Genomic DNA, 23,578 nt, shown 5'->3' with positions numbered 1-23,578 from the left:
GAGTCAATTCGGTGCGCCTGGACGGATTTAACCCCTACTCATCGCTGCCCGAGCGCAGCAGTCGAGCGGTTGCCAATACCAATGGCAGCACCGCGGCGGTGCCCGTTCCGGTAGCAGAGCCGGGCGCGGCTGCAGCCGCCAACCGCCTACCGGCAACGCAGGTAGTCTCGACTTCTGCACCGACCGCCGAATACATTCCGGCACGCCGCGAATCCTACGAGCCAGTCTATGGTCGCGCCAATCAGGCGTTGGCCAGCTACCAGAACACGGCCAATATGCCGGTCGACAGCGCTGCCGACAGCCTGGCCGGCATCGACGTCTACGCCTGATGTCGTGACTGCGTTACCCCCGCGTTTTATCACCGGTTGCCCACTGTGGTCTGAGCCCGCCTGGGGTGGTCAGCTCTATACCCGTGGCAGCGACGCCGACGAACGGCTGGCGCAGTACAGTCGCGTGTTTGGCGCGGTTGAGGGCAATACCACCTTCTACTCCCTGCCCAGTGCCGCGCGCGTTGCCCGTTGGGCTGAACTGCTGAGTGAGGACTTTCACTTCTGCGCCAAGTTGCCCCGTGAGGTCAGTCATGGCGGGCGTCTGGATGCTGATCATCCGGCACTGAGGGCGTTCTTCAGCCGCATGGCACCGCTGGAGCAACGCCTTGGGCCGATCTGGCTGCAGTTGCCCGAGCGTGTTGCACCGGATGCGTTGGGGATACTGGCTGAGTTTCTGGCTGGCTTGCCTGCTGACTACCAATATGCGGTCGAAGTGCGCCATCCCGGGTTTTTCCGCAAGGACGACGCCGAACGGCAGCTTAACCGCCTACTGCACGGGCGGGGTGTCGAGCGCATCAGCTTCGACACTCGTGCGTTGTTCGCCAGTACCGCCACCGACCCCTCAACGCTTGAAGCCAAGCAGCGCAAGCCGCGCCTGCCGGTGCATGCCATTGCGCTGTCGCAGCGGCCCAGTGTGCGCTTTATTGGTGGTATGGATAGGGACGCCAATTGGCAGGCGCTGGCACCCTGGCTCGACAAGTGCGTCCAGTGGTTGCAGGCCGGCTATCAGCCGATGCTGTTCATGCACACCCCGGATAACCAGATGGCGCCCCAATTGGCCCGAGACTTTTACCATGCCCTGCGTGAGCGGGTGCCGGCGCTGGCGCCCATGCCGGCCTGGCCCGGCGAGCGCGAGGCTGCGCAGACGCCGCAGCAGGCGGGTCTGTTCTGATGCCACAGGAATATCCATGAGCGAACATGCCCCCCTGTCACTGGCCGTCACCTGGTCCGACCCGCAATGGCAAGCCAGCGCCGAGGCGCTGGCCGAACGCCTGCAACTGCCGGTGCTGGCCGAGTCGGCAGCTGATGCGGCGCTGCTGCTGGAGCCGGCAGAGGGCGGGCTTGCCCTGCGCAGCACCGAAGCCGGCGCGCCGGGTGCGGTGCGGGTGGACTTTGTTGGCGGGGCGCTGGCGCATCGCCGTCAGTTTGGCGGTGGGGCGGGGCAGATGGTCGCGCGGGCGGTGGGTATTCGCGGCAGTGTCAGACCCAGTGTGCTGGATGCCACCGCAGGTTTGGGGCGCGACGCCTTTGTGATTGCCGCGCTGGGCTGCGAAGTGACGCTGCTGGAGCGTCAGCCGGTGATTGCGGCGCTGCTGGAAGACGGCTTGCAAAGAGCCAGAGCCGCCGGTGGTGAGGTGGCCGAGATCGCTGCGCGGATGCAGCTGCTGCAGTGCGATGCGATTGCGGCCATGGGCGACTGGTCTTTGCCGACTCCCCAGGTCATTCATCTGGACCCGATGTTCCCGCACCGGGACAAGTCCGCGTTGGTGAAAAAAGAGATGCGCCTGTTCCGGCCGCTGGCCGGTGATGACGATGATGCGCCCCAGCTGCTGGCGGCGGCGCTGCAGTTGGCCTCCCACCGGGTGGCGGTCAAGCGCCCGCGCAAGGCGCCGGCGATTGCCGGCCAGCGGCCCAGCGCTGAGCTGGCCGGCCAGTCCAGCCGCTACGATATCTACGGCAAAAAAAAGCTGGACTGAGTGCCGGCCGTTCCGGTTTTGTGCAGGACTATTGGGCCGCAGCCTGACTGTCAGCCGCTTCTGCGCTCCGCGCCACCTGCCGAATCGACAGGCGCACCTCGGCGCTGAGCACCCGCTTGGCGGTGTTCTCGGCAATGTCCTCCAGTCCGGCTGCATAGTGCAGCCGACCCTCGTCGTCTGCCCGCAACACCTGTTCATCAGTCAGGCGCTGGATAAACTGGCGGAACAGGGTTTTGTCGAAGAACTCGGGTGCGTTCAGGCCATGCAGAATCGACAGGCGCTGCGCCATGATGGTACAGCGTGCTTCCAGCTGTTCGGCGGTCTGGCTGCCGTTGGGATAGTTCAGCAGCAATGCCGAAGCCATGTAGAAGCGTTCCAGAATCTGGATGATGCTGCGTGACAGCAGGCTGAGCATGACAAACTCTACCGAACTCAGGTCCGGGCGATGGATCTGCCCGTCTGCCTCGCGCAGCAGTTGTTGTTCGACCAGGCTGTCGATCCATTGCTGAATGACGGCGGGCAGTTCGTCTTCGCGCCACTGCAGGAACAGCTCGCCCTGCAGGTACGGATAAATGCCCATGACCAGACGTTCGATCTGTTCGCGTTTCATGCGCGGATTGTTCTGGAACAGGCAGGCGATCAGCGCCGGCAAGACCACCAGGTGCAGCACGTTGTTGCGGTAGTAGGTCATCAGCACCGCCTGGGGCTCGTCCAGGCGCATGATTTCGCCAAGGGCATCGGATTGGCGGCCGATCATCTGCATGGCCTCTACGTGTTCGATCATCGCCTGGCCGTCCAGTCCGGTCAGGGTCACGCCAGGGCTGTAGGGGACTGTTTGCAGCAGCGCCTTGTAGCGGTCCAGTGCCCGTGCCAGGGATGTTTCGTCCAGCGCCAGACGGGCGGTGGACAGCATCACCAGGGCGACCAGGTTGACCGGGTTGACGTCGGCTGCGGCGCTGATGCCGCTGGTCAGCTCGCGTGCCAGGGTGTTGGTGGTGGCGTTCAGCCAACTTGGACGGTAGTCGGGGGCCAGCGCCTGTTGTCGCCAGCCTGGCTGCTCGCGATCAAGAAAGTCCGCCAAGGCCAGCGGCTCGCCAAAGTTCACCGCGACCTGGCCAAAACGCAGCTTGAGCGCCGAAAGCACCCGAAACAGGTCAAACACCGACTCCTTCTTCTTCGCCTGCCCACGCAGCTCGCCCAGGTAGGTGCGGCCTTCCAGCACCCGCTCATAACCGATATACACCGGCACAAACACGATAGGGCGACGCGAGGAACGCAGGAAGCTGCGCAGGGTGATCGCCAGCATGCCGGTCTTGGGGCTGAGCATGCGGCCGGTGCGTGAGCGCCCGCCCTCGATGAAGTATTCGACTGGAAAGCCGCGACTGAACAGCGCATGCAGGTATTCATTGAAAACTGCGGTGTACAGCTGGTTACCCTTGAAGCTGCGGCGCATGAAGAAGGCACCGCCGCGTCGCAGAATGCCGCCGAGCACCGGCATGTTGAGGTTGATGCCGGCGGCAATGTGGGGAGGTGTCATGCTGTTGCGAAACAGCAGGTAGGACAGCAGCAGGTAGTCGATATGGCTGCGATGGCAGGGCACGTAGATGATTTCGTTGCCGCGGGCGATGTCCTGAATGGGCTTGAGGTTGTTGACGCGGATGCCGTCATACAGCTTGTTCCAGAACCAGCTCAGGACCACTTCCAGAAAGCGGATGATGGTATAGGTGAAGTCGGAGGCCACCTCGTTGGCGTAGCGCGCTGCGATGGCCTGGGCCTTGCTCTCGCTGATGCCTTTTTCGCTGGCTTCACGGGCAATGGCGGCGCGCACCAGCGGCGCGTGCAGCAGGCCCTTGAGCAGGGTACGGCGGTGTACCAGTTCCGGGCCAACCACGGCGGCGCGCTGCTGGCGGAAGTGCACGCGCAGCACGCGGTTGATGCGGCGCACGCGGCGTTCCGGGTCCATCTCCGGGGTGATCAGCTCCGGCAGTGCCAGGCGCGGGCCAAAGTGCACGCGGATTTTGCGACCGTGCAGCATGATGGCCAGCAGCTTGCGCAGCCGTCCGCCAACCCAGTTCCAGGCAAACAGCAGCTTGATGGCGGAGGACTCGCTGTCCGGCGACTGGCCCCAGAACACGGTGATCGGAATCAGCTGCACACTCTCCGGGTGCTCCAGCACCTTGCCCAGCCGCGGCGACTGGCCGCGCGGGTCGGGCCGGCCCACCCATGAGCGTTCGCGGCTAAGGAAAATAAAGGCATCGCGCTCGTCCAGCGGCGGCAGCGGCGCGCGCACCGGGCGCGGCAGGCCGGCTCGCACGCATTCGCGATCGGCCACGATCAGGTCGGTCAGCGAGCGGTAGGGCAGCACGTAGATCACCGGTTGCTGCGGGTCGATAGCCAGCTCCTCGTTGCTGTCGCCAATGCGGCTGGAGCGTGCCCAGAGATACAGCAGTCGGCGAGCCAGACCAAAGCGCAATCGACCAAACAGGGAAGCATAGGAAGCAGACATGGGACTCTCGAACTGGGCAGTGATGCCGGCCGGTGGCGCGACGCGGAGAATGCTGGGGATTCTAGCAGCTCCGGCGTTTGCGGGGCACGGGCGTCGCCGGCTGTTTGCGGCCCTTGAAATGCGGGGAGGGGATTCATATAGTCTCTGGCTCGTGCGCGACCGCATCCGCCGACTGGCCAGGCAGATATCTGCCGACTGTGAACCAGTTCACGCCTGGGCTGTCGTAGTCCGGCATGGATGTTTGAGAGGTAACCGCTGGACGGTACGGACCGCACGAATGACCATTCTGGGGGAACAATAAAAGGCATGATAAGCATAAACAGCCTGACCAAGCGCTTCGGCGATCACACCGCCGTCGACAATCTGTCGTTTGACGTCAAGCCGGGCGAAGTGCTCGGTTTTCTCGGGCCCAACGGGGCCGGCAAATCCACCACCATGAAAATGCTGACGGGCTTTCTGACACCCGATGGCGGTTCTGCCTCGGTCTGCGGCTTCGATATTCAGCGTCAGACCCTGCAGGCCCAGCAGAAAATGGGCTATCTGCCTGAGGGCGCGCCCTGCTACGGCGATATGCGGGTCAAGGGCTTTTTGCAGTTTATCGCCGATGTCCGTGGTTTGAGCGGCGCCGAGCGCCAGCGCCATGTGGATAGGGCGGTCGAGCAGGTGGAGCTGCAGGGCGTGCTCGAACAGCGCATCGAAACCCTCTCCAAGGGCTTCAAGCGCCGCGTTGGTCTGGCTCAGGCCATTCTTCACGACCCTCAGGTGCTGATTCTGGACGAGCCGACCGACGGTCTGGATCCAAACCAGAAGCACCATGTGCGCCGCCTGATTCAGCAGCTGGCTGAAGGCAGCAACAAGATGGTGGTGATTTCCACGCATATCCTCGAAGAAGTCAGCGCCGTGTGTTCACGCGCCGTGATCATCGGGCGTGGGCGTCTGCTGGCCGATGGCACGCCGGATGAGCTGGAGGCGCGCTCGCGTTATCACCAGGCGGTCACGCTGTCATTGGGACAAGCGGTATCCACAGCTCCGCTGGAGAGCCTGCCGGGCGTACTGGCGGTGGAGTCGCAGCGTGATGGACAGCTGCTGACCGTGCTGGCCAAGCCGGGTGAGGTGATCTTCCCTGCGGTGGGGCAGCTGGCTCGGGAGCAGCAATGGCAGGTCAATGAGTTGTCGGTGGAGCGCGGTCGCCTGGACGAGGTTTTCCGTACCCTGACCTCCGGGGAGGCGGCATGAACAATCTGGGCGTGATCTTCAAGCGCGAGCTGGGTGGCTACTTCGCCACGCCGCTGGCCTATATCTTTATTGTGATCTTTCTGGTGCTGGCTTCGGTCTTCACCTTTTATCTGGGGGCGTTCTACGAGGCCGGTCAGGCCGACCTGAATGCCTTTTTCAACTTTCACCCCTGGCTGTACCTGTTTCTGATCCCTGCCGTCGCCATGCGGTTGTGGGCCGAGGAACGCAAGTCCGGCACCATCGAGCTGTTGATGACTCTGCCGGTGTCGCGCGGTGCCATGGTGCTGGGCAAGTTTCTCGCCGCGTGGGTGTTTATCGGCATTGCTCTGCTGCTGACCTTCCCGATGGTGCTGACGGTCAACTATCTCGGTAACCCGGACAACGGCGCCATCATCACCGGTTACATCGGTAGCTGGCTGCTGGCTGGCGGCTATCTGGCGATCGGCTCGTGCATGTCGGCACTGACCAAGAACCAGGTGATTGCCTTTATCGTCAGCGTGGTTGCCTGCTTCGTGTTTATCGTCAGTGGCGTGTCCATGGTGCAGAACCTGTTCAGCGGCTGGGCTCCCCAGTGGGTGCTGGACACCATTGCCTCATTCAGTTTCCTGATTCGCTTCGATGCCATCAGCAAGGGCGTGCTGGATCTGCGTGACTTGCTGTATTTCTTCTCGCTGATGGCCGTCTGGCTGTTTGCCACGGCGATCGTCATCGACCTGAAAAAGGCCGATTGAGGCAAAGGAGCTTGAGATGAAACGTATTATGTATTCCGGTGCCGGCTTGCTGGTACTGCTGCTGGCCTTCTTTGCCTTCAACATGGCGACCGGGGTTTTGCTGCCGGGAGCTCGCCTGGATCTGACCGAACAGAAGCTGTACACCCTGTCGGACGGCACCCGGGAGATTCTGCAAGAGCTGGAAGAGCCGATTGATCTGTATTTCTTCTTCTCCGAGGGCGCCAGCAAGGACCTGGTGGTGCTGCGCAACTATCAGCGCCGTGTGGCGGAAATGCTCAAGGAGTATGAGCGCCGTGCCGATGGCATGATCCGTCTGCACATTATTGACCCGGAACCCTTCTCCGAGGCGGAAGATCGTGCTGCTGAATTTGGTCTGCAGGCTATCCCGCTGAGTGAGAGCGGTGATTCGCTTTATTTCGGTCTGGCCGGCACCAACGAGCTGGCCCAGCGCGAAATCATCCCCTTCTTCGCACTTGAGCAGGAAAACATGCTCGAGTACGAGTTGAGTCGTCTGGTCAGCACCCTGGCCAAGCCCGACAAGCCACAGGTTGGCTTGATCAGCGGCCTGCCCGTCGAGGGCGGCATGAATCCCTACTCGCAGCAGCCGCAGGCGCCTTGGGTCGCTATCGAGCAGATGCGTCAGGTGTTTGATGTCAAAACCCTGGCCGAGGATGTGGATGCGATTCCCGAGGACATCCAGGTCTTGCTGCTGATCCATCCCAAGGCACTCAGCGAGGCGGCGCTCTACGCGGTTGATCAGTTTGTGCTGCGCGGTGGCAAGCTGCTGGCCTTTGTTGACCCGTTCGCCGAGGCAGATCAGGGCATGGAGGCGATGATCGAGGGCATGGCTGATGGCAAGGCGTCTGATCTGGGGCCGCTGCTGCAGGCCTGGGGCGTTGCCTATAACCCGGAGCGGGTGGTGGTTGATGCGCGTCAGGGCATGGCCGTTGGCCGTGGTCAGGGCCAGCGTCCGGCGCGCCATATCGGCTGGCTCGAGGTTGAGCCCGCGCAGATCAATCGTGAGGACACCATCACCGCACCGCTGCAGCTGCTGACCGTGGCCACCGGTGGCGCGCTGGTGCCGGTCGAGGGTAGCCAGACCGAGTTCACCCCGCTGCTGCAAAGCACCGCTGACAGTGCACTGGTACCCAGCGAACGCTTTACCAAGCTGCAGGACCCGGAAGAGCTGCTGCAGGGCTTTGCCCCGGACGCCGAGACCTATACCCTGGCCGCGCGTCTGAGTGGTCCGGCTGCGACTGCCTTCTCGGATGGTCTGGAAGGGCGTGAGGCGGGCTTGCAAGAGGCTGACAACATCAACGTGGTGGTGGTGGCCGACACTGACATGCTGAGTGATCGCATGTGGGTGCAGGTGCAGGATCTGTTTGGTCAGCGCATCTCCCAACCCTGGGCAGACAACGGTGGATTGCTGGTGAACGCGCTGGACAACCTGTCCGGCTCCGACGCCCTGATCAGCGTGCGTTCGCGCGGTGATTTCAGCCGTCCCTTTACTGTGGTGGAAGAGCTGCAGCGCAAGGCGGAAAGCCGCTTCCGCGCCAGTGAACAGCGCCTGCAGGAACGTCTGGCCGAAACCGACCAGAAGCTCGCCCAGCTGCAGCAGGGGCAGGACCCGACCCAGCTGAGCGAGCTGACCGCCGAGCAGCGTGAGACCATTCAGTCGTTCCTGGATGAGAAGGTGGCGATTCGCAAGCAGCTACGCGATGTGCGTTTCCAGCTGAATGCCGACATCGACGCCCTGAGTACCCAGCTCAAGCTGCTCAACACCATGCTCATGCCGCTGCTGCTGACGCTGGCCGTGCTGCTCTGGTGGTTGCTGGGCCGCGCGCGTCGCAAGGGGTGAGGAGATAGTCATGCGCAAGATCATTTTTATCGCTCTGCTGCTGGTCGCCATCGCCCTGGTGGCGGTGGCGCTGCAGGTGCGTGACAGCGACCGGGTCGCGGACCTTGAGAGTCGCCCGCTTTTGGATGAGGCTCAGCAGGCCGCTCTGGCCGACGTAGAGCAGCTCACCCTGGCACGCGGCGAGCAGGAGGTCGTGCTGCAACGCGACGGCAGCGACTGGACCGTTGCCAACCGTGATCAGTACCCGCTGCAGCGCGAGCGCCTGGCGGCGCTGCTGCTGGCGCTGCGTGAGGCTCGCGTATTGGAGGCCAAGACCAGCAATCCCGAGTATCACGCCCGTCTGGGGCTGGCCAGCGATGCCGCCCTGCGTGTGAGCGTAGCGTCCGATCAAAGCCGATACGGTGTGCTGTTTGGCAACCCTGTTGGCAGCGATCAGCTGGTGCGTATGGACGGCGAGGATCAGGTCTGGTTGATCAACCGCGCCCTGAACATGTCGGTCAATGCGCAGGACTGGCTGGATCTGCAGGTCAGTCAGATCCCGCTGGAACAGGTGGCTCGCGCCCAGTGGCAGTACGCTGATGGCGAATCCCTGCAGCTGGATAAGACCAGTGAGGGTGACTATAACTTCAAGTTGACTGAGGGTGACGCTGGCGGCCACGAGCGGGAGTTGAACTCCATGGTGCTCGCATTGGCTGACCTGCGGGCGCAGAACGTGGCGCTGCGCAGCAGTCTTGCGTTGCCTGCGCCTACGCTGCAGATGCAGTTGGTCAGCTGGTCTGGTGCCCAGCTCAAGGCGTCGATGTATGAAGTCGATGGCGCCTACTGGCTGACCATTGATGCGCTGACCCAGAGCGAGGAGCAGCCGCTTAAGGTCTATGATGACGCGCGCTGGGCCTTCCAGCTCGGCGTCGCTCAGCACGACCGCATGGCGTTGCGTCAGGCAGACCTGCAGGCCACAGAGCCCCCCGCCCAGCAGTAACTCGCCGTTGCCGCGGCCACCATCCGGTGGCCGCTTGCGGCACCTGTATCTTCTACTAGACTCCAACAATACCCTGTCAGCAGGCGGGGTACGTACGTGTTGCCGCGCGACGGCAACGGATCAGATCGGTGTTGTGAGGAATGTAGTAATGGCTGAGCGTGAGCAGGGGTCCGTTAAGTGGTTCAATGATGCCAAGGGCTTTGGTTTTATCCAGCGCGAATCCGGGCCGGATGTGTTTGTGCACTTTCGCGCCATTCGCGGTGACGGGCACCGCACGTTGTTAGAGGGTCAAAAGGTTGAATTTACCGTGACCCAGGGCCAGAAGGGCCTGCAAGCTGAGGACGTGACCAAGCTTTAGACACGACTGCTGCGTCAGCTCCGTGTCCTGCCCGGCTAGCCTGCGCGCTGGCCGGTGGCTTGCTTGCGTTTCTTTTTCAGTACGCTGGCCGACTGTTCACGTCGGGCCTGTTGGCTTGGCGCTGTGCTTGCTCCGAGCCGACCATCAACCCGGCAGCTGCTGTTGCAGCCAGCGGGCGAACTCGCCCGGTGGCAGGGCACCGTTGAGGCGCGCCAGTTCCTTGCCCTGCTGGATGATGATCAGTGTCGGGATGCTGCGGATGGCGAAGCGGGCAGCCAGCTCCGGGGCTGCTTCTGTATCCACTTTTAAAAAGCGCGCCCGTGGTTCGGTAGCGGCGCAGCTCTGGCTGAAGGTGGGCGCAAACTGCTGGCAGGGGCCGCACCAACTGGCCCAGAAGTCGATGACCAGTGGCAAATCTGCACTGGCATGGCGGTCAAACCCGGCAGCATCGACTGCGCTTGGCTGACCGGTGAACAGCGGCTGCTTGCAGGCGCCGCAGACCGGATTGGCCGTCAGACGGGTGGCCTCCAGTCGATTTTTGCGCAGGCAGTGTGGGCAGCAAATCAGCATAGCAGGATCTCGTCAGAGGTTTCAGGGCTTGCGCCGCATGCCTTGCCACTGGCGTTGCAGCTCGATAAAGGTCAGCGAGGCTGACCAGGTCACCAGCACCAGGCCGGTTAGCGATTCCATGCCGTACAAAAAGCGAAGATTGCCGGTGGGCGTCAGATCGCCGTAGCCCAGGGTGGTGTAGGTGGTCGCTGACAGATAGACGGTATCGAACAGGGTGACGTGCTGCAGGTTGGCTATGCCACCCAGCTCCGGTGTCTGCAGCAGGTAGAGGGCGCCCAGGCCGAACAGCCAGATCTCTGCAATATGCGTAAACAGCAGCACAAAAATCAGGGTGAGAATACGTGGGCGCTCACCCATGTGCGTGGTATCGAGGAAGCGGTGCAGGCGCGACAGAACCTCGTAATGCAATACCACCGCGATGGCGACGATCAGGCAGCTGACGCCGACGGTAATCCAATGGAAGCTATCTATGTCAGGCAGCATGCGTTTCAGTGCGCCCAGTTGAACTCGGCTTCGCCCTCGGCGTTTACCTTCAGCCAGCGGTCGGCGTCAGCCTCGCCATCGGCTTCTTCCCAGCCGCCCACCGAGCAGCGCACCTCGTGGCCGAGCGCTGCATGCACGGCGCGGGCGCAGTCGCGGTCGCTTTGCCAGGGGGTGGCATCGCTGTCAAACCAGATGCTGGCCCACTTGCCTGCCGCTTTACGTACCACCATCAGCGGGATGGTTTGATCTGCGTGTAGTGCGCCGTGCTGGGTCAGGCCCTTGGGCTCGTCCAGTGTCAGTGGCCCCATGACCCTGTGCAGCCAGTCCAGCAGGTCGTTAACGTGGTCATCGCGCAGGTAGATCTCGATATCGGGTTGGCGCACGGCTACTCCTTGGCGTGTTCGTGGTCTCAGCAACGTTCCAGCATGATCATTTGCATGGCCACATCGAGCCCGTCGATACCTTGCTCTGCGATGGCCTGCTGGCGCTCGGGGCGGCTGCGCACACCGTGCGGTGTCATGCCGATCAGGTTACCCAGATCTTCACCCGTCAGTTGCAGAGGATAGCGCAGGGTCTGCTCCGAGGCGATGCGCAGCCCGTCCGGCAGTGCCTTGATCAGCGCCGGTGTCGGGTGAATCTGGTCGTACAGGCGTTCACGCAGTGCCAGCAGGTGATCCCCGTGGGGCCCAACGATCAGCACCCGGCCGCCGGGTTTGACGGTGCGCAGGCACTCGTCCGCCGACCAGGGGCTGAACACGCTAAGCGCGGCGTCCAGACTCTGGTCGGCCACTGGCAGTCTTGCGCTGGAAGCAACCATCCAGCGGATGCTGCGGCTGCGTCGGCAGGCCTTGAGGATGGCGTCTTTGCTGATGTCGAATCCGCCGATGGCGGTATCCGGCAGGGCGCGGGCCAGCCGTTCGGTGTAGTAGCCTTCACCGCAGCCCATGTCGAGCAGGGTCTTTGGCGCCAGCGCGGCGAACAGCTGGTTGATCGCGTCGCTGACCGGCTGGTAGTGGCCCGCATCGAGAAACGCCTGACGGCAGGCCAGCATCTGCGGCGTGTCACCCGGCTGCTTGCTGTTCTTGTGCTGCACCAGTAGGAGATTCAGGTAGCCCTGACGGGCCTGGTCATAACTGTGCCCGGCCGCGCAGCGCCATTGGCGCTCAGTGTTGCTGAGCAGGGCGTGACAGTGGGGGCAGATCAGCTGCAGCATCAGGTCAGCAACCGTTCCAGCGTGACCTGATAGATATCGGTCAGCAGGTCGAGGTCATCGGCCTTGATGCACTCGTTGACTTGGTGAATGGTCGCGTTGACCGGGCCTAGCTCGACTACTTGCGTGCCCATGGTGGCAATAAAGCGACCGTCCGAGGTGCCACCGGAGGTCGAAGGCTGGGTGTCACGGCCGGTGACTTGCTTGATCGCGGCTGAGACACCGTCGAGCAGAGCGCCTGGTTCGGTCAGAAACGGCAGGCCGGACACCGTCCAGTGCAGCTCGTACTCCAATCCATGGCTGTCCAGCAGATCACGCACACGCTGTTGCAGGCCCTCGACGGTGGACTCGGTCGAGAAGCGGAAGTTGATCAGCGCTTCCAGCTCGCCCGGCACGACATTGGTGGCACCGGTGCCGGAGTGAACGTTGGAGATCTGGAAGCTGGTCGGCGGGAAGAAGGCGTTGCCTTCGTCCCAGACCTCACTGGCCAGTGCAGCCAGCGCCGGAGCAGCCAAATGGATCGGGTTGCGCGCCAGATGCGGGTAGGCCACGTGACCCTGTTTGCCGCGAATGACCAGGCGGGCGTTGAGTGAGCCACGGCGCCCGTTCTTGACGATATCGCCTACCAGCTCGGTGCTGGAGGGCTCGCCGACGATGCACCAGTCGACCTTTTCGCCGCGCTCAACCAGCGTCTCCACCACCTTGACGGTGCCCTCGGTGGCCGGGCCTTCCTCATCACTGGTGATCAGAAAGGCGATGGAACCCTTGTGTTCGGGATGGGCGGCAACAAAGCGCTCAACCGCGACAAGCATCGCCGCCAGGCTGCCTTTCATATCGGCTGCGCCGCGCCCGTGCAGCATGCCGTCAACGATCTGCGGGATAAAGGGGTTGGTCTGCCACTGCTCGACCGGGCCGGTTGGCACCACATCGGTGTGACCGGCAAAACACAGCACAGGACCTTCGCTGCCGCGTTTTGCCCACAGGTTCTCGACCTCGCCAAAACGCAGCGGCTCCAGCGCAAAGCCGACCGCTGCCAGTCGTTCGCCCATCAGTTGCTGACAGCCAGCGTCCTCTGGCGTGGTGGAGTTGCGGGAGATCAGCTCGCAGGCCAGCTGCAGGGTAGGAGATAGCTCGGTCATGGTTCCGGTTCGTCTGGGCAGAGAAAGGCGCCATCATACCAGAGTCATGCGGTGCGCTTCCCGCCGGATCGGGGCGCAGCATGCCTCAGTGACCACCGTTCGGCTCCGGTCGGTGACCAAGACCAGAGCCGGTTGTTCAGATTCGCGTGCCGGGCCAGCGCGCCCGCCGCCAGGCTCGCCGCTGCTTCTTGTCGAGGAAGGTCCAGGCCAGCAGCCGACTGCGTTTATGTCCCTGGCCCATGTCGACAACCCGCACGTCGGTAGCGCCGAGGGCGCGCAGTTGCTCGGGCAGCACTTTGAGACTGGCGGCATTGGCGACCAGAGTGGAAAACCAGAACACCTGCTGTGCGTAGCGCTTGCTCTGCTCGGCCATGCGTTGCAGAAAGCCCGCTTCGCCATCGGCGCAATACAGCTCATTGGGGCGGCCGCCGAAGTTGCGCCCGGCGGCCGCTTTGCCCAGCCCGTGCCACTTGCGCTCATTGGCTTTCTGCGCCTCGCCAGCGCTGGCATAGAACGGCGGATTGCAGAGCGTGAAGTCGAATTGCTCATCTGCGCCAATGATGCCAGCGAAAATGCACGCAGGGTCGGCCTGCCGACGCAGTTCGATCCGGGACTGCAGGGTCGGGTTGGCCGCGAGGATCTGCTCGCCGTTGCGCAGCGCCTCTGCATCAATGTCGCTGCCGACGAATTGCCAGCCGTATTCGGCATTGCCGATCAGGGGGTAAATCAGATTAGCGCCGGTACCGACGTCCAGGCCACGCAGCCGCTCTCCCTTGGGGATAACCCCGTCGTGGCTGCTGGCAAGCAGGTCTGCCAGATGGTGGATAAGGTCAGCGCGCCCGGGGATGGGTGGGCACAGCGCGGCCGGCGGGATCTGCCAGCCAGTGATGTCGTACCAGTGCGTCAGCAGGGCACCGTTAAGGCAGCGCAGGGCAGCCGGATCAGCAAAGTCGATGGTCGTCTGCCCATCCTTGCCCTGGCGGATAAAAGCCTTTAGTGGCGGGCACTTGCGGGCCAGCAGGGGAAAGTCGTAACGGCCCTGATAACGGTTGCGTGGATGCAGTGCTGGTGGCTTGGATGGGGGGCGCGACATGTTGACTCCTGAGGTGGAGGGGGAGCATCCCACGCCGATGCCGCCTTGTCATCCGTTGTTCACAGAAGTTGGGGATGAAGCTGTGGATAACTGCAGGATATCCATGCCAATGCCAGTAGGGCTGGTGGCTGCGCAAAACTGGCTGTTTTTTGCGCAATGCAGCGCAAGAGGGCGCTGGTATACTGTGCCGCCGCAGGAGGATGCCCATGATCACCGAAGACCCCCGTTTTGCTGGAATTGGCCGTTTGTATGGCATGGAGGCGCTTGCGCGTCTGGCGACCAGCCATGTGGTGGTGGTCGGGATCGGCGGGGTCGGCAGCTGGGTGGCCGAGGCGCTGGCGCGTAGCGGTATTGGTCGTATCAGTCTGATCGATATGGACGAGGTCTGTGTCAGCAATGTCAACCGGCAGTTGCATGCGCTGGACGGTCAGGTGGGTAAGCCCAAGGTCGAGGTGATGGCCGAGCGTCTGCGGGCGATCAGTCCGGAGTGCGAGGTGCGCGCGGTGATGGATTTTGTCACGCCCAGCAATCTGGCCGACCTGATCACTGACGACATCGACTGTGTGGTGGATTGCATCGACAGCGTCAACGCCAAGGTGGCGCTGATTGCCTGGTGCCGCCGCCGCAAGATCCCGGTGATCACCACCGGTGGCGCAGGCGGGCAGATCGACCCGACGCAGATTACCGTCGCGGACTTGTCCAAAACCGTCAACGACCCGCTGGCCGCCAAGGCCCGCTCGTTGCTGCGTCGTGACCACAACTTCCCCCGCGCCGACAGCAAGCGCAGTTTCGGCGTACCCTGCGTTTACTCCAAAGAACAGCTGCGCTATCCCAAACCCGACGGCAGCGTCTGCACCCAGAAGTCCTTTGTTGGGGAAGGCGTACGTCTGGACTGCTCCGGCGGTTTCGGCGCGGTCACCATGGTTACCGCCACCTTCGGCATGGTAGCCGCGGCGCAGGCTGTTGGGCGCTTGCTACGCTAGCGCAGCAAGCGAGCAGCAAGCGAGCAGCAAGCCGCAAGCTACAAGCCGCAAGCTACAAGCCGAAAGCAAAAGCAAAAAGCCTTTGTGGTTTCAGGCTTACCTCGCCGCGCTTGGAGGTTATCGCGCTGATAATTCCCGTCACTCGAACTGCTTGTAGCTTGCCGCTTGAGACTTGTAGCTCTAAAAAAGGCCCGAACCGATAACCGGTACGGGCCTCTTCGCGGACTGCTTGCAGCTTATAGCTTGCCGCTTGCAGCTCCCACAACGCGATTAGTTGTGGGCGTGCAGCATATCGTTCAGCTGGATCGCGCTCTTGTTGGTCTTGCACTCGATGGCGCCAGTCTGCGAGTTGCGGCGGAACAGCAGGTCGGACTGGTTGGCCAGGTCGCGGGCCTTGACGATTTCGACCAGGTTGTCGGCATCGTCCAGCAGCGCCACCTTGATGCCGGCGGTGATGTACAGGCCGGCTTCAACGGTGCAGCGATCGCCCAGCGGGATACCGATACCGGCGTTGGCGCCGATCAGGCAGCCTTCGCCCACAGAGATGACGATGTTGCCGCCACCGGACAGGGTGCCCATGGTGGAGCAGCCGCCGCCAAGGTCGGAACCCTTGCCAACGAATACGCCGGCGGAGATGCGGCCTTCAACCATGCTGGTGCCTGCGGTACCGGCGTTGAAGTTGATAAAGCCTTCGTGCATCACGGTGGTGCCTTCGCCCACGTAGGCGCCCAAGCGCACGCGCGCGGTGTCGGCGATGCGGATGCCGGCCGGAACCACGTAGTCGGTCATCGACGGGAACTTGTCGATGCTGTGCACGACCAGCGACTCACCCTTCATGCGGGCAGCCATCTGACGCTGCGGCAGTTCGCTGATATCGATCGCGCCCTGGGTGGTCCAGGCAACGTTCGGCAGCAGCGGGAAGATGCCGGCCAGTACCACGCCGTGCGGCTTGACCAGACGGTGCGAGAGCAGGTGCAGCTTGAGGTAGGCTTCCGGGGTCGAGCTGGGAGCCTCATCGCTGGCCAGTACGGTCGCGACCAGCGGACGGCTGCTGTCGGCCATCTGCGCGACCAGGGCGGCCTGCTCGCTGAAACCGGCCGCATTCAGTGCCTGGCTCAGTGCGCCGCATTGGCTGGCGGCGAAACCGATTGCCTGGTTGCCTTCGGCATAACCAAGCTCGGCCTTGATCACGTCGATCAGGGCGTTGCCGGGGTTGAGCAGGGGCTGCGGATAGAACACCTCCAGCCACTCACCTGCGCTGTTCTGGGTGCCGATGCCAAAGGCCAGACTGAAACATTCACTCATGGGGCGGTTCCTTTGATGCTAGTGCTATGCATTGGATTCAAACGCGCTGGTGTACCACTCCGGCTTGAAGCCGACCAGGCGCTGCGAGCCGATATCCAGTACCGGTCTTTTTATCATTGAGGGGTTGGCTTGCATCAGCGCAACCGCCTTGTCTGTATCGATGTTTTCCTTGTCCGCGTCGTCAAGCTTGCGGAAGGTAGTGCCCTTGCGGTTGAGGATGACTTCCCAGCCGTGTTCGGCACACCAGGCATGCAGCCGTTCGGCGTCGATGCCTTGCGTCTTGTAATCGTGAAACTGGTAGTCGACACCGTGCTCGTCGAGCCAGGTGCGGGCCTTTTTCATGGTGTCGCAGGCCTTGATGCCGTAGAGAGTGCAAGTCATTGATTTATAAAGGGGTGAAACAGTCTCCCCAATCCTCCCCAAAATACCGTCAAAACTCGATGCGGAATTATGCCACCTCGATCCACTCTGTACCACGGGAGTCACGATAGAGGTCGGTCATCTTGCTGGACTTGTGGCCCAGCAGAGCCTGCGCGTCCCGCCCCTCGGCAGAGTGCAGGCGGGCGGCCAGAGAGCGCATTTCGTGGAAGCTCGGCGGCATCGGGTACGACAGCCCAAGGTCGGCCATTGCAGCGTCACGCGCATCAGCGAACGCCTTGCTCAGCGTGTCCAGCATGATCGGCTGGCCAGGCATTGCCCGGCTAACGCGGCGGGCGTGGTGAACCAGGTGCTTGCTCAGCACGTTGTCGCGGCACCGCTGAACGACCGTGCCGAGATCAAGTCCAATGCAGTCCAGCCGCACGGCTGTGCTGATGCGCAGGCGCTGCCCGGTCTTTGACTGGATGACCTGCAGGTGGTCATCAACAACATCCTTGAACAGCATGCCTGCAATGTCGTCCCGGCGCTGCCCGGTCAACAGGGCGATCTCCATGGCGCGCTGCAGCCACGGCTGTTTCGCCCGGTCGTAGATGGCCTGCCACAGCTCAAGCGAAAGGCGCGCTCGCTGAATCTTCACCCGGGCGGCCTTGGTTACCTGCACGGGGTTGGCATCAGTCCAGCCTGCCGCTATGGCCTCGGCAAACATATCGCTCAGCAGCGACCGCATTGCCCGGCTCATTTGCGCCTTGCCTTCCTTCGCCAGCCCGCCCAGATACTCGGCCACCTCCCTGGTGCTGATGTCCCGAATATCCCGCTCCCCGAACAGCTCTGTCAGCCGGTTGATTCGCATGCCCAGGTTGCGCCGGGTTGATGCTGCGATGTCTCGCTCGTCGATGATGCGGCGGTATTCGTCGCACCACGCCCGGAACGGCTGCCCGCCCTGCATGCGCTGGGCCAGACTGGCCGGGCTGAAATGTGCGTTGGCCGCATGAGCCTCACGGATGGCGGCCGCCTTGTCCGTACCAAGGCCGAACGACCGCCCTGTCATCGGGTCGCGGTAGGTGTAGTACGTCACGCCGTTGCGCTTGTCGGTCTTGCGGTACAGGTTAGGCGGCAGATCCTTGGAGCCTGCCGTGCGGGGTCTGGGTGCCATGGCGTGCGCGCTCGATTCGGTTGATCAATGGGGCGTCTGGAATGTCGGGTAGCGGGTCAGAGTCGCAATACTCGGCATTCTCGTCAACGTAGTAGGTGCGACCCATCTTCTGGGCAGGTGGGTCGAACTTGCCGCTACGGGCCCATGCCCGCAGGGTGTTGATGGTGGGCGGCGGGGCCAGCCGTTCGGCCCACGCCTCAAGCGTGATGAGTTTCATCTGCTATGCCTCCCGGCTCAGTTCTTCCCACTCTGGCGGCGGCGTAATCGTGAGCGTCATTCCGCCTGTCTCGAATACTCTTGCACCCCTTGCGTGCGCCCGAACTTCAGTTAGCTTTCCGCCACGTCGTCTCGCATGTTCGCCGCAGAAATGAAGGATCGTATTGCGCCTTCCGGTCGGCGTGTTTCTGTGCCCGTCTCGATCCGCCAGGAATTGCTTATACTCGTCAATCGAAACCGGGAATGTAATTTTGGACTCGGCCTCAAGAGTGCACAGCACAGATCCTGCTCGATGCGCGTCCTCTATAACGCTTGCCGCGATAAATGCGTTAAAGGCATCCTGTCCGGTATGCCCGTGCATCCCGGCTATTTTCATCATTAGCGGACGCCCGTTCTTGTTAAATGCTATTGCGCGAATGCCGTAGTCGTACCATCCCTTGGGTCCGCCAGTCATGCAGTGGAACTCATAGAAAGAATGTATTTTCTCGGCGCAGATCACTTTCTTCGGCTTTTCTTTCCTGATGAAGCACGTCCATTTAATCGTGCCGTCCTCGCACATCATCATAAGTTCTGCGCGATCACCCAGAATTTCGGCTGGGTGGCGCAGCAAGTATTCAGGGCCTGTTGCGTACATTCGATCCCTGTCGGTCGCGTCGAAAGTGTACGCGCTTGATGGGCTTACAGGCTTTGCTCCTATCAGCGTGCCTTGATCTGGGAAGCGCTTAATAGCCGTTCTCTCGCCGCGCACCTTGCGGGCCACTTCGTCATGCGACTCTTCAGTGGTAGTTGCGAGCGGGTAGAGCATCATTAGGATCATGGTGCTTTGAGTGTCTTCGAACAATTTTAATGCTGTGGTTGCTGACATATCTATGCCTCCCGGCGTGTAGGGTGGTGCCAAAGTTGGGTTGGGTTATTGCTGCTCGGCTTCGATCTTGTGCCGGCAGTCCGGCACGCCCATGTTCACGCGGATGCCCTGGTAATCTTGCACTACGCCGCGATCCCACTGCGTGAATGCCAGGTAGCGCTTGCAGGTGTTGCGCTCCGGGCACCACTGGCCGTCTGGCATCAGATCAAAGCGTCCGGCGCAGCGGGCTATGTTGAGGGGTAGGGCTTTCATGGCTTTTTGCCTTTAATCGCCCTATGACATGCATTCGATCCGGCTATGTACGACTCGCCCATGATCGCCCGCATTTCATCGCGCATTGCCTTGAGCGTTGATGGCATCGTGTAGTTTTCCAGCCTGCTGCCGGACGCTCGAAGGACTCGATCAAGCGCCTCGTCTATACGCTGCTGCGGTGTCCGTTCGCTCACGCCTCACCCTCCTTGCCCTGCTGGGCTAGGGCTGTCTCTGCGATGCGTATCGCCTGGCGCTCAAGCGGCGTTGTTGCTCTGTGGTGCAGCATCCCGACAACCGTGCGCAGCGATAGCACCAGCTCCGCTATCCGCGATTTTGCTGAATTGAGGTCGTCACAGGCATTCTTTGAGAGCTGTCCAGCGCTGTCGAAAAGCCGATGCCACTCGTCGCGCTCTTTCTCCAGCTCCGCAATCCGCGCCTTGTCGGCTGCGCGGGAGGATTCGTGATCTGCTGCCAGCTTGGCGCCAACGCTTTTTGCCATCGCGTGCATTGCCTGTCGGAATTCGCGCATGGCGGCTTCGTGGTCGGCGAGGCGGATTAGCGGCTCTGACGCAAGCTCACTCCAGCAATCCGCGCTGACGACAGGTTTGCCGGTCAGCGCTCCGAAATTGAGATACCCGACAATCTCCGGCTTACTCATGGCCGCACCTCGGTTTTGCCGCGCAGCAACCAGACGGCAAGCCGCTCGCGTAAGGTGAGGAACCGGCACTTGCCACGTGCGTTGGTGATCAGCAGCCCGTCACGCTTTTTGTGGACACGGATAGACTCTCCATCGAGCGCGTGTGAAGCCGCCAGCAGCGTCTTTTTCGCATCCGATTGAGGCGTGTCATCGTTGAAGGTAAGACAGCGGGCGACACCTTGGCATTTGCTGGCCAGTTCTGATAAATGCTTACTCATGGGGCTGCTCCTGATTGCGGCGTTCGTTTCTCCAAGTACCAAGCTGCCAAGTGACGCAGATGGCAGGGCCAAGCACCATGAAAAACAATGCTCCGGCTGGCATCTGCCAAAGGTCGCTTCGTCTGCGACGATGTTTCGGCAGTATTTCAGCGCATGCACCTGCGAAAAACACTGCGCCGATCAATAGCCATGAAATTAACAGTGCGAGCATGTCTCCCCCCCCCGCTGCTGGTGGGCGGCGATCTCGAACTGCTCAATGCGGTCAATGCAGTTGCAGTCGCATACGTTCGTTTCACCGACCGGCTCGCAACTGCATACGAGTGCGCCAAGCTTCTCGTAGATTTCATCGACCATGTACTGCTGCACCTCATCCTTGGTCATCATAACGGTGCGCTTCTCGCCATCCGGATGCGCGAGCGTGAACTCAAGCCCCGCCACGTCCGGGGCAGGCGCTTCGGATAGAGCAGCAGGGTCAGCTCCGCGCTGATGCAGCATCATGCAGAAGTTGGCGACGTCTTCGAACGTTCCGGCGTTGCGCTTGCGGAGGTGCGCGTGCAGCAGCTGGGCCAGATACTCAATGCTGCACGCGGATGGATCGTCCCAGCCGCTGCGGCCTTTTGCGCGAGCCGCTGCCAGCTTCGCTTTCATGGCTGCAGCAAACCGATCTACCGCAACATCGTCGGAGTGCTGGGCAGGCGCTGCCGGTTGTGTGGTTGGGTAGATATAAACGGTGCATCCTGGGTCAAGCCACCCGGAAACAATCCCGTCTTCGACCTTTACCGTCACCTCGCCCATTCCGGGGCGCATGCCGATGCAACGGGCGACCTTGGACTGCGCCTCCCGCTCCACCCGCTCCACCCGCTCAACAGACGCAGCAGACGCAAGGCGAGCGTCACGCTGATCCGGCGTCTCGCCTTCAAATAGCCCCTCAAAGCGCTGATTGCGCCCGCCGTCAGTAGCAAGCCGCTCAACAGGCGCAGGTACGGCGGTGAGCATGGCCTCGTACGCTGGCAAGTGCATGGAGCACCCGTATGCATTGTCGTCTGCACACTGCTGGTCGTAGGCATCCTCCATCTGGGAGGTGCATTGCGAGGGCACTACCATCCACCCATCCGGCACACATACCCGCTTGCGTAGCTCTGCGTTCTCAGCCTCCAGCGCCGCCACCTTGGCCAGCGCATCGCCCCTGGTCAGTTCTTCTACTTGCTCGGTCATATCTCCCCCTGGTACATCTTTGGTGTGAAGCGCGAAGGGCTCCAGTCGCATGACTCGTCTTCTGGAATGTGTCCGAACATGGCGGTGCAGCGATTACAGTGCGCGCAGTCGGCACAGGTCTTGCCGGGCGGCAGATCCATGTCGTCGCCAGTGCGGGGCAGCGGGGCTCTGTTCTCAGTCATGCCGCCACCTCATGCTTGTCAACGATCCCCAGTCCGCGCTCAATGATCTGCTGCGACGGCTTACCCATCAGCACCTCGCGCAACACCTCAACCGCCTCATGCTTGGCCTGAGTCTCTGCCAGCAGTGCCGCTTCCAGCTCTGCTGCCTGCTCCCGCAGCAGATCGGCATTCAGCAGCGCGGTATCAATGGCGCCTTCAATGCGCTGCTGCTCAGTTTGCGGGACGACCTCATCATGCTGCTGCTCAGTTTTCATAGCTCTGCTCCTCATCTTCTGGATAGCGCCGCATGCCGCGAACGCCTGACTCGCTGTCGATAGCGATCTGATTTGCCTGCCGCGCCAGTTGGCGCAGCTGAGTTGGCGTCATCTGGGCATCAAGCCCCGGCAGGCCGTTTACTACGGCAACAGGCTGGCCGTTGCGCCCGGCTATGTGCCGGGCTGTGAGTTGGGTGGTCATGGATTCAGCCTCTGAATGTGGTTGTCGATACGCCGTGCGATCCAGCGAACGCAGAAAACGGCTTTGCTGTTGCCGATCGCCTTGTAGCGCGGGCCGTCGGGGCATTGCTCTGCAGGCTTTTTGCGGTAGGGGATTAGCGTCCAGTCGTCAGGGAATCCCTGCAGGCGCTCGCACTCCCTGGGTGTCAGGCGGCGCACGGCGCTTGCGCTCTGGACTGCCTGCACTTCGGAGCGAGCCTCTAGGGTGTAGGCGTGATCCGCTTGCACGCCGACCCCGTCCGGGCCGCTTGCGGGGTTGATCCGAAGTGCGCCTGCTTGGATTGCGTGCGTGACAATCGGCTGCCCGCGCCCAGTCCCATCCTCGCTGCCATCGAAGCCATCTGCTTTCAGGGTGTGGGTAATGTCGCCGGTGACGCATACGGCCACGCATGGCCGGCCCTGCCCAGGCTTGCCACCGCCGGTAGACAGGGTTCCGACAATCTGCCCGTCACCTGCCTCGATTCGCACCTCGCTGCGGCTGTTCTCCGCGAACGCCAAGACGGCATTCTCTGCGCCGTTGTTTCTTCCTAACGTATGCGCCTGATCTCTGCGTACGTCTGGGTCTTGGGTGCCGTGAACAACTATCGGAGCCTCATGGTTGCAGGTCAGCGTCGGGCTTCTGCCCTCGGCTATCTCTGCCCCCCTGTCCGTGTGCCATGCAGGTGACTGGCTGGAGCTGGCCGGGCGTGCTTCCGCAGTCTGGCGTTCCGCCACGGCGACCAAGGCTCGCAGTAACTGATCCGGCAATGTCTTGCCCCTCGCCTCGGCGCGGCGGAGTATCCCGGCGCAGGCCTTCGGACTCAAAAAGTACCGCTGCGGGATCGAACCCTCTTCGAGCACTTGCGACAACGAACACACGGCGGCGTCGTTGGGCCAAGCCGAAATATTGGGCATCCAGCACCCGCCATGCCGCTGTTCTTTCGGGTCCATACACACAACCAGCGTCCGTCCATCTTCCCCCTGACGGCTGTAGCGCTGAGGATTCGCCCACCAGGGCACCGAGAAAGCAGCCGAACGCATTGCCTTTGTCGCTGAGGACGCCGGGGACGTTTTCCCACCAGACGACGCACTCGTCGTCGCCTCGGGCTGTTCGAACATGGTCAATTGCATCTGCGAGCTCCACGAACTTGATAGTGAGTTTGCCGCGAGGGTCTTCGAGGCCGGCGCGCATGCCGGCAACGGAGAACGCCTGGCAGGGTGTGCCGCCGACAAGCAGGCTTGGGGCCTGGATTGCACCGGTCAGTACCTTGGCCGGCAGCAAAGTCATGTCGCCGTGGTTCGGCACCTCGGGGAACCGGTGTGCCAGCACAGCAGAGGGGAACGGCTCAATCTCAGAGAACCATGCAGGCGTCCAGCCGAGCGGATGCACTGCAACCGACACCGACTCGATGCCGCTGCACACCGATCCGTAGTCGATGGTCATGTGGTTTA

General features: G+C 62.2%; 29 protein-coding genes and 1 pseudogene. 9 read left to right on the top strand and 21 right to left on the bottom strand.

The annotated features are described in order from the left end of the window. Window positions 1-11: 11 nt before the first annotated feature. Genes CNQ84_RS20370 through CNQ84_RS00885 form a run of 3 tightly spaced genes read left to right on the top strand, consistent with a single transcriptional unit; the run spans window position 12 to window position 2,026 of the window. The gene (locus CNQ84_RS20370) at window positions 12-329 is read left to right on the top strand and encodes a hypothetical protein (protein WP_133065858.1); all 318 of its coding nucleotides are present in this window, start codon (window positions 12-14) and stop codon (window positions 327-329) included. A 4-nt stretch (window positions 330-333) separates the two neighbouring features. Next, window positions 334-1,221: a DUF72 domain-containing protein gene (locus tag CNQ84_RS00890; RefSeq protein WP_245841191.1), complete on the top strand. Its 888-nt coding sequence runs from the start codon at window positions 334-336 to the stop codon at window positions 1,219-1,221. A gap of 16 nt (window positions 1,222-1,237) precedes the next feature. Beyond that, the gene (locus tag CNQ84_RS00885; protein ID WP_096003039.1) at window positions 1,238-2,026 is read left to right on the top strand and encodes a class I SAM-dependent methyltransferase; all 789 of its coding nucleotides are present in this window, start codon (window positions 1,238-1,240) and stop codon (window positions 2,024-2,026) included. Window positions 2,027-2,054: 28 nt separating this feature from the next. Here CNQ84_RS00885 and plsB read toward each other — a convergent pair whose 3' ends face one another. Next, the gene (gene plsB / locus CNQ84_RS00880) at window positions 2,055-4,532 is read right to left on the bottom strand and encodes a glycerol-3-phosphate 1-O-acyltransferase PlsB (RefSeq protein ID WP_096003038.1); all 2,478 of its coding nucleotides are present in this window, start codon (window positions 4,530-4,532) and stop codon (window positions 2,055-2,057) included. A gap of 306 nt (window positions 4,533-4,838) precedes the next feature. Between plsB and CNQ84_RS00875 the strand changes: the two genes are divergently transcribed. The 5 genes from CNQ84_RS00875 (at window position 4,839) to CNQ84_RS00855 (ending at window position 9,694) form a co-directional block, all read left to right on the top strand. Further along, window positions 4,839-5,768 (top strand): ABC transporter ATP-binding protein, encoded by a 930-nt coding sequence (locus CNQ84_RS00875; protein WP_096003037.1) that lies wholly within the window; start codon window positions 4,839-4,841, stop codon window positions 5,766-5,768. Next, on the top strand, window positions 5,765-6,499 hold the full coding sequence (locus CNQ84_RS00870; RefSeq protein ID WP_096003036.1) for an ABC transporter permease subunit: 735 nt from the start codon (window positions 5,765-5,767) through the stop codon (window positions 6,497-6,499). The genes CNQ84_RS00875 and CNQ84_RS00870 overlap by 4 nt, the downstream gene beginning before the upstream one ends. 16 nt (window positions 6,500-6,515) lie before the next feature. Further along, complete coding sequence (locus CNQ84_RS00865; RefSeq protein WP_096003035.1) at window positions 6,516-8,357, top strand: GldG family protein; 1,842 nt, start codon at window positions 6,516-6,518, stop codon at window positions 8,355-8,357. Window positions 8,358-8,367: 10 nt separating this feature from the next. Beyond that, on the top strand, window positions 8,368-9,336 hold the full coding sequence (locus tag CNQ84_RS00860; protein WP_096003034.1) for a DUF4340 domain-containing protein: 969 nt from the start codon (window positions 8,368-8,370) through the stop codon (window positions 9,334-9,336). Between the two features lie 148 nt (window positions 9,337-9,484). After that, a complete protein-coding gene (locus CNQ84_RS00855) occupies window positions 9,485-9,694 on the top strand; it encodes a cold-shock protein (RefSeq protein ID WP_096003033.1) in 210 nt (69 codons plus the stop codon). 144 nt (window positions 9,695-9,838) lie between these two features. Here the strand turns inward: CNQ84_RS00855 and trxC are convergent, their stop codons facing one another. The 6 genes from trxC to rlmF form a co-directional block, all read right to left on the bottom strand. Then, a complete protein-coding gene (gene trxC, locus CNQ84_RS00850) occupies window positions 9,839-10,264 on the bottom strand; it encodes a thioredoxin TrxC (RefSeq protein ID WP_096003032.1) in 426 nt (141 codons plus the stop codon). Between the two features lie 21 nt (window positions 10,265-10,285). Continuing rightward, complete coding sequence (locus CNQ84_RS00845) at window positions 10,286-10,747, bottom strand: potassium channel family protein (RefSeq protein WP_096003031.1); 462 nt, start codon at window positions 10,745-10,747, stop codon at window positions 10,286-10,288. Window positions 10,748-10,752: 5 nt separating this feature from the next. Next, window positions 10,753-11,130 (bottom strand): hypothetical protein, encoded by a 378-nt coding sequence (locus CNQ84_RS00840; protein WP_065335912.1) that lies wholly within the window; start codon window positions 11,128-11,130, stop codon window positions 10,753-10,755. A gap of 26 nt (window positions 11,131-11,156) precedes the next feature. Continuing rightward, entirely contained in the window at window positions 11,157-11,960 is an 804-nt protein-coding gene (locus CNQ84_RS00835; protein ID WP_096003030.1) for a putative RNA methyltransferase, read from the bottom strand. Next, the gene (gene dapE, locus CNQ84_RS00830; RefSeq protein WP_096003029.1) at window positions 11,960-13,096 is read right to left on the bottom strand and encodes a succinyl-diaminopimelate desuccinylase; all 1,137 of its coding nucleotides are present in this window, start codon (window positions 13,094-13,096) and stop codon (window positions 11,960-11,962) included. Before dapE ends, CNQ84_RS00835 begins: the two co-directional genes overlap by 1 nt. Window positions 13,097-13,232: 136 nt before the next feature. After that, entirely contained in the window at window positions 13,233-14,189 is a 957-nt protein-coding gene (rlmF, locus tag CNQ84_RS00825; protein ID WP_096003028.1) for a 23S rRNA (adenine(1618)-N(6))-methyltransferase RlmF, read from the bottom strand. 200 nt (window positions 14,190-14,389) lie between these two features. Here rlmF and tcdA point away from each other — a divergent pair, with 200 nt between their 5' ends. Beyond that, window positions 14,390-15,172 (top strand): tRNA cyclic N6-threonylcarbamoyladenosine(37) synthase TcdA, encoded by a 783-nt coding sequence (gene tcdA / locus CNQ84_RS00820; protein WP_096003027.1) that lies wholly within the window; start codon window positions 14,390-14,392, stop codon window positions 15,170-15,172. Between the two features lie 270 nt (window positions 15,173-15,442). Here the strand turns inward: tcdA and dapD are convergent, their stop codons facing one another. The 14 genes and pseudogenes from dapD to CNQ84_RS20715 form a co-directional block, all read right to left on the bottom strand. Next, entirely contained in the window at window positions 15,443-16,477 is a 1,035-nt protein-coding gene (gene dapD / locus CNQ84_RS00815) for a 2,3,4,5-tetrahydropyridine-2,6-dicarboxylate N-succinyltransferase (RefSeq protein WP_096003026.1), read from the bottom strand. Window positions 16,478-16,501: 24 nt separating this feature from the next. Further along, a complete protein-coding gene (locus CNQ84_RS00810) occupies window positions 16,502-16,858 on the bottom strand; it encodes an ArsC family reductase (RefSeq protein ID WP_096003025.1) in 357 nt (118 codons plus the stop codon). Between the two features lie 67 nt (window positions 16,859-16,925). Next, window positions 16,926-18,008, bottom strand: coding sequence for a phage integrase Arm DNA-binding domain-containing protein (locus tag CNQ84_RS00805; protein WP_096003024.1), 1,083 nt, complete (start codon window positions 18,006-18,008; stop codon window positions 16,926-16,928). Further along, window positions 17,962-18,225, bottom strand: a complete 264-nt coding sequence (locus CNQ84_RS00800; RefSeq protein WP_096003023.1) for an excisionase — start codon at window positions 18,223-18,225, stop codon at window positions 17,962-17,964. The genes CNQ84_RS00805 and CNQ84_RS00800 overlap by 47 nt, the downstream gene beginning before the upstream one ends. 3 nt (window positions 18,226-18,228) lie before the next feature. Then, a complete protein-coding gene (locus tag CNQ84_RS00795; RefSeq protein ID WP_096003022.1) occupies window positions 18,229-19,089 on the bottom strand; it encodes a hypothetical protein in 861 nt (286 codons plus the stop codon). Between the two features lie 45 nt (window positions 19,090-19,134). After that, window positions 19,135-19,341, bottom strand: coding sequence for a hypothetical protein (locus tag CNQ84_RS00790; protein ID WP_096003021.1), 207 nt, complete (start codon window positions 19,339-19,341; stop codon window positions 19,135-19,137). After that, a complete protein-coding gene (locus tag CNQ84_RS00785; protein WP_096003020.1) occupies window positions 19,338-19,535 on the bottom strand; it encodes a hypothetical protein in 198 nt (65 codons plus the stop codon). The genes CNQ84_RS00790 and CNQ84_RS00785 overlap by 4 nt, the downstream gene beginning before the upstream one ends. Further along, complete coding sequence (locus CNQ84_RS00780; protein ID WP_096003019.1) at window positions 19,532-19,999, bottom strand: hypothetical protein; 468 nt, start codon at window positions 19,997-19,999, stop codon at window positions 19,532-19,534. Before CNQ84_RS00780 ends, CNQ84_RS00785 begins: the two co-directional genes overlap by 4 nt. Then, window positions 19,996-20,256 carry a hypothetical protein gene (locus tag CNQ84_RS00775; protein ID WP_096003018.1) on the bottom strand — a complete coding sequence of 87 codons (261 nt, stop codon included), beginning with the start codon at window positions 20,254-20,256 and terminating at the stop codon, window positions 19,996-19,998. The genes CNQ84_RS00780 and CNQ84_RS00775 overlap by 4 nt, the downstream gene beginning before the upstream one ends. A 195-nt stretch (window positions 20,257-20,451) precedes the next feature. Continuing rightward, entirely contained in the window at window positions 20,452-21,471 is a 1,020-nt protein-coding gene (locus CNQ84_RS00770) for a hypothetical protein (RefSeq protein ID WP_096003017.1), read from the bottom strand. Next, window positions 21,468-21,653, bottom strand: coding sequence for a hypothetical protein (locus CNQ84_RS00765; RefSeq protein ID WP_096003016.1), 186 nt, complete (start codon window positions 21,651-21,653; stop codon window positions 21,468-21,470). The genes CNQ84_RS00770 and CNQ84_RS00765 overlap by 4 nt, the downstream gene beginning before the upstream one ends. Beyond that, window positions 21,650-21,907, bottom strand: a complete 258-nt coding sequence (locus CNQ84_RS00760; protein WP_096003015.1) for a hypothetical protein — start codon at window positions 21,905-21,907, stop codon at window positions 21,650-21,652. The genes CNQ84_RS00765 and CNQ84_RS00760 overlap by 4 nt, the downstream gene beginning before the upstream one ends. After that, window positions 21,897-22,109, bottom strand: a complete 213-nt coding sequence (locus CNQ84_RS00755) for a hypothetical protein (protein WP_096003014.1) — start codon at window positions 22,107-22,109, stop codon at window positions 21,897-21,899. Before CNQ84_RS00755 ends, CNQ84_RS00760 begins: the two co-directional genes overlap by 11 nt. Then, window positions 22,106-23,570, bottom strand: a pseudogene (locus CNQ84_RS20715) (DNA cytosine methyltransferase). Before CNQ84_RS20715 ends, CNQ84_RS00755 begins: the two are co-directional and overlap by 4 nt. Window positions 23,571-23,578 lie beyond the last annotated feature (8 nt).

It is taken from the genome of Pseudomonas abyssi (assembly GCF_002307495.1).
GTDB lineage: Bacteria > Pseudomonadota > Gammaproteobacteria > Pseudomonadales > Pseudomonadaceae > Halopseudomonas > Halopseudomonas abyssi.
Note: the sequence above shows the minus strand (reverse complement) of the source record. Positions and strands in the feature narration are given on the sequence as shown.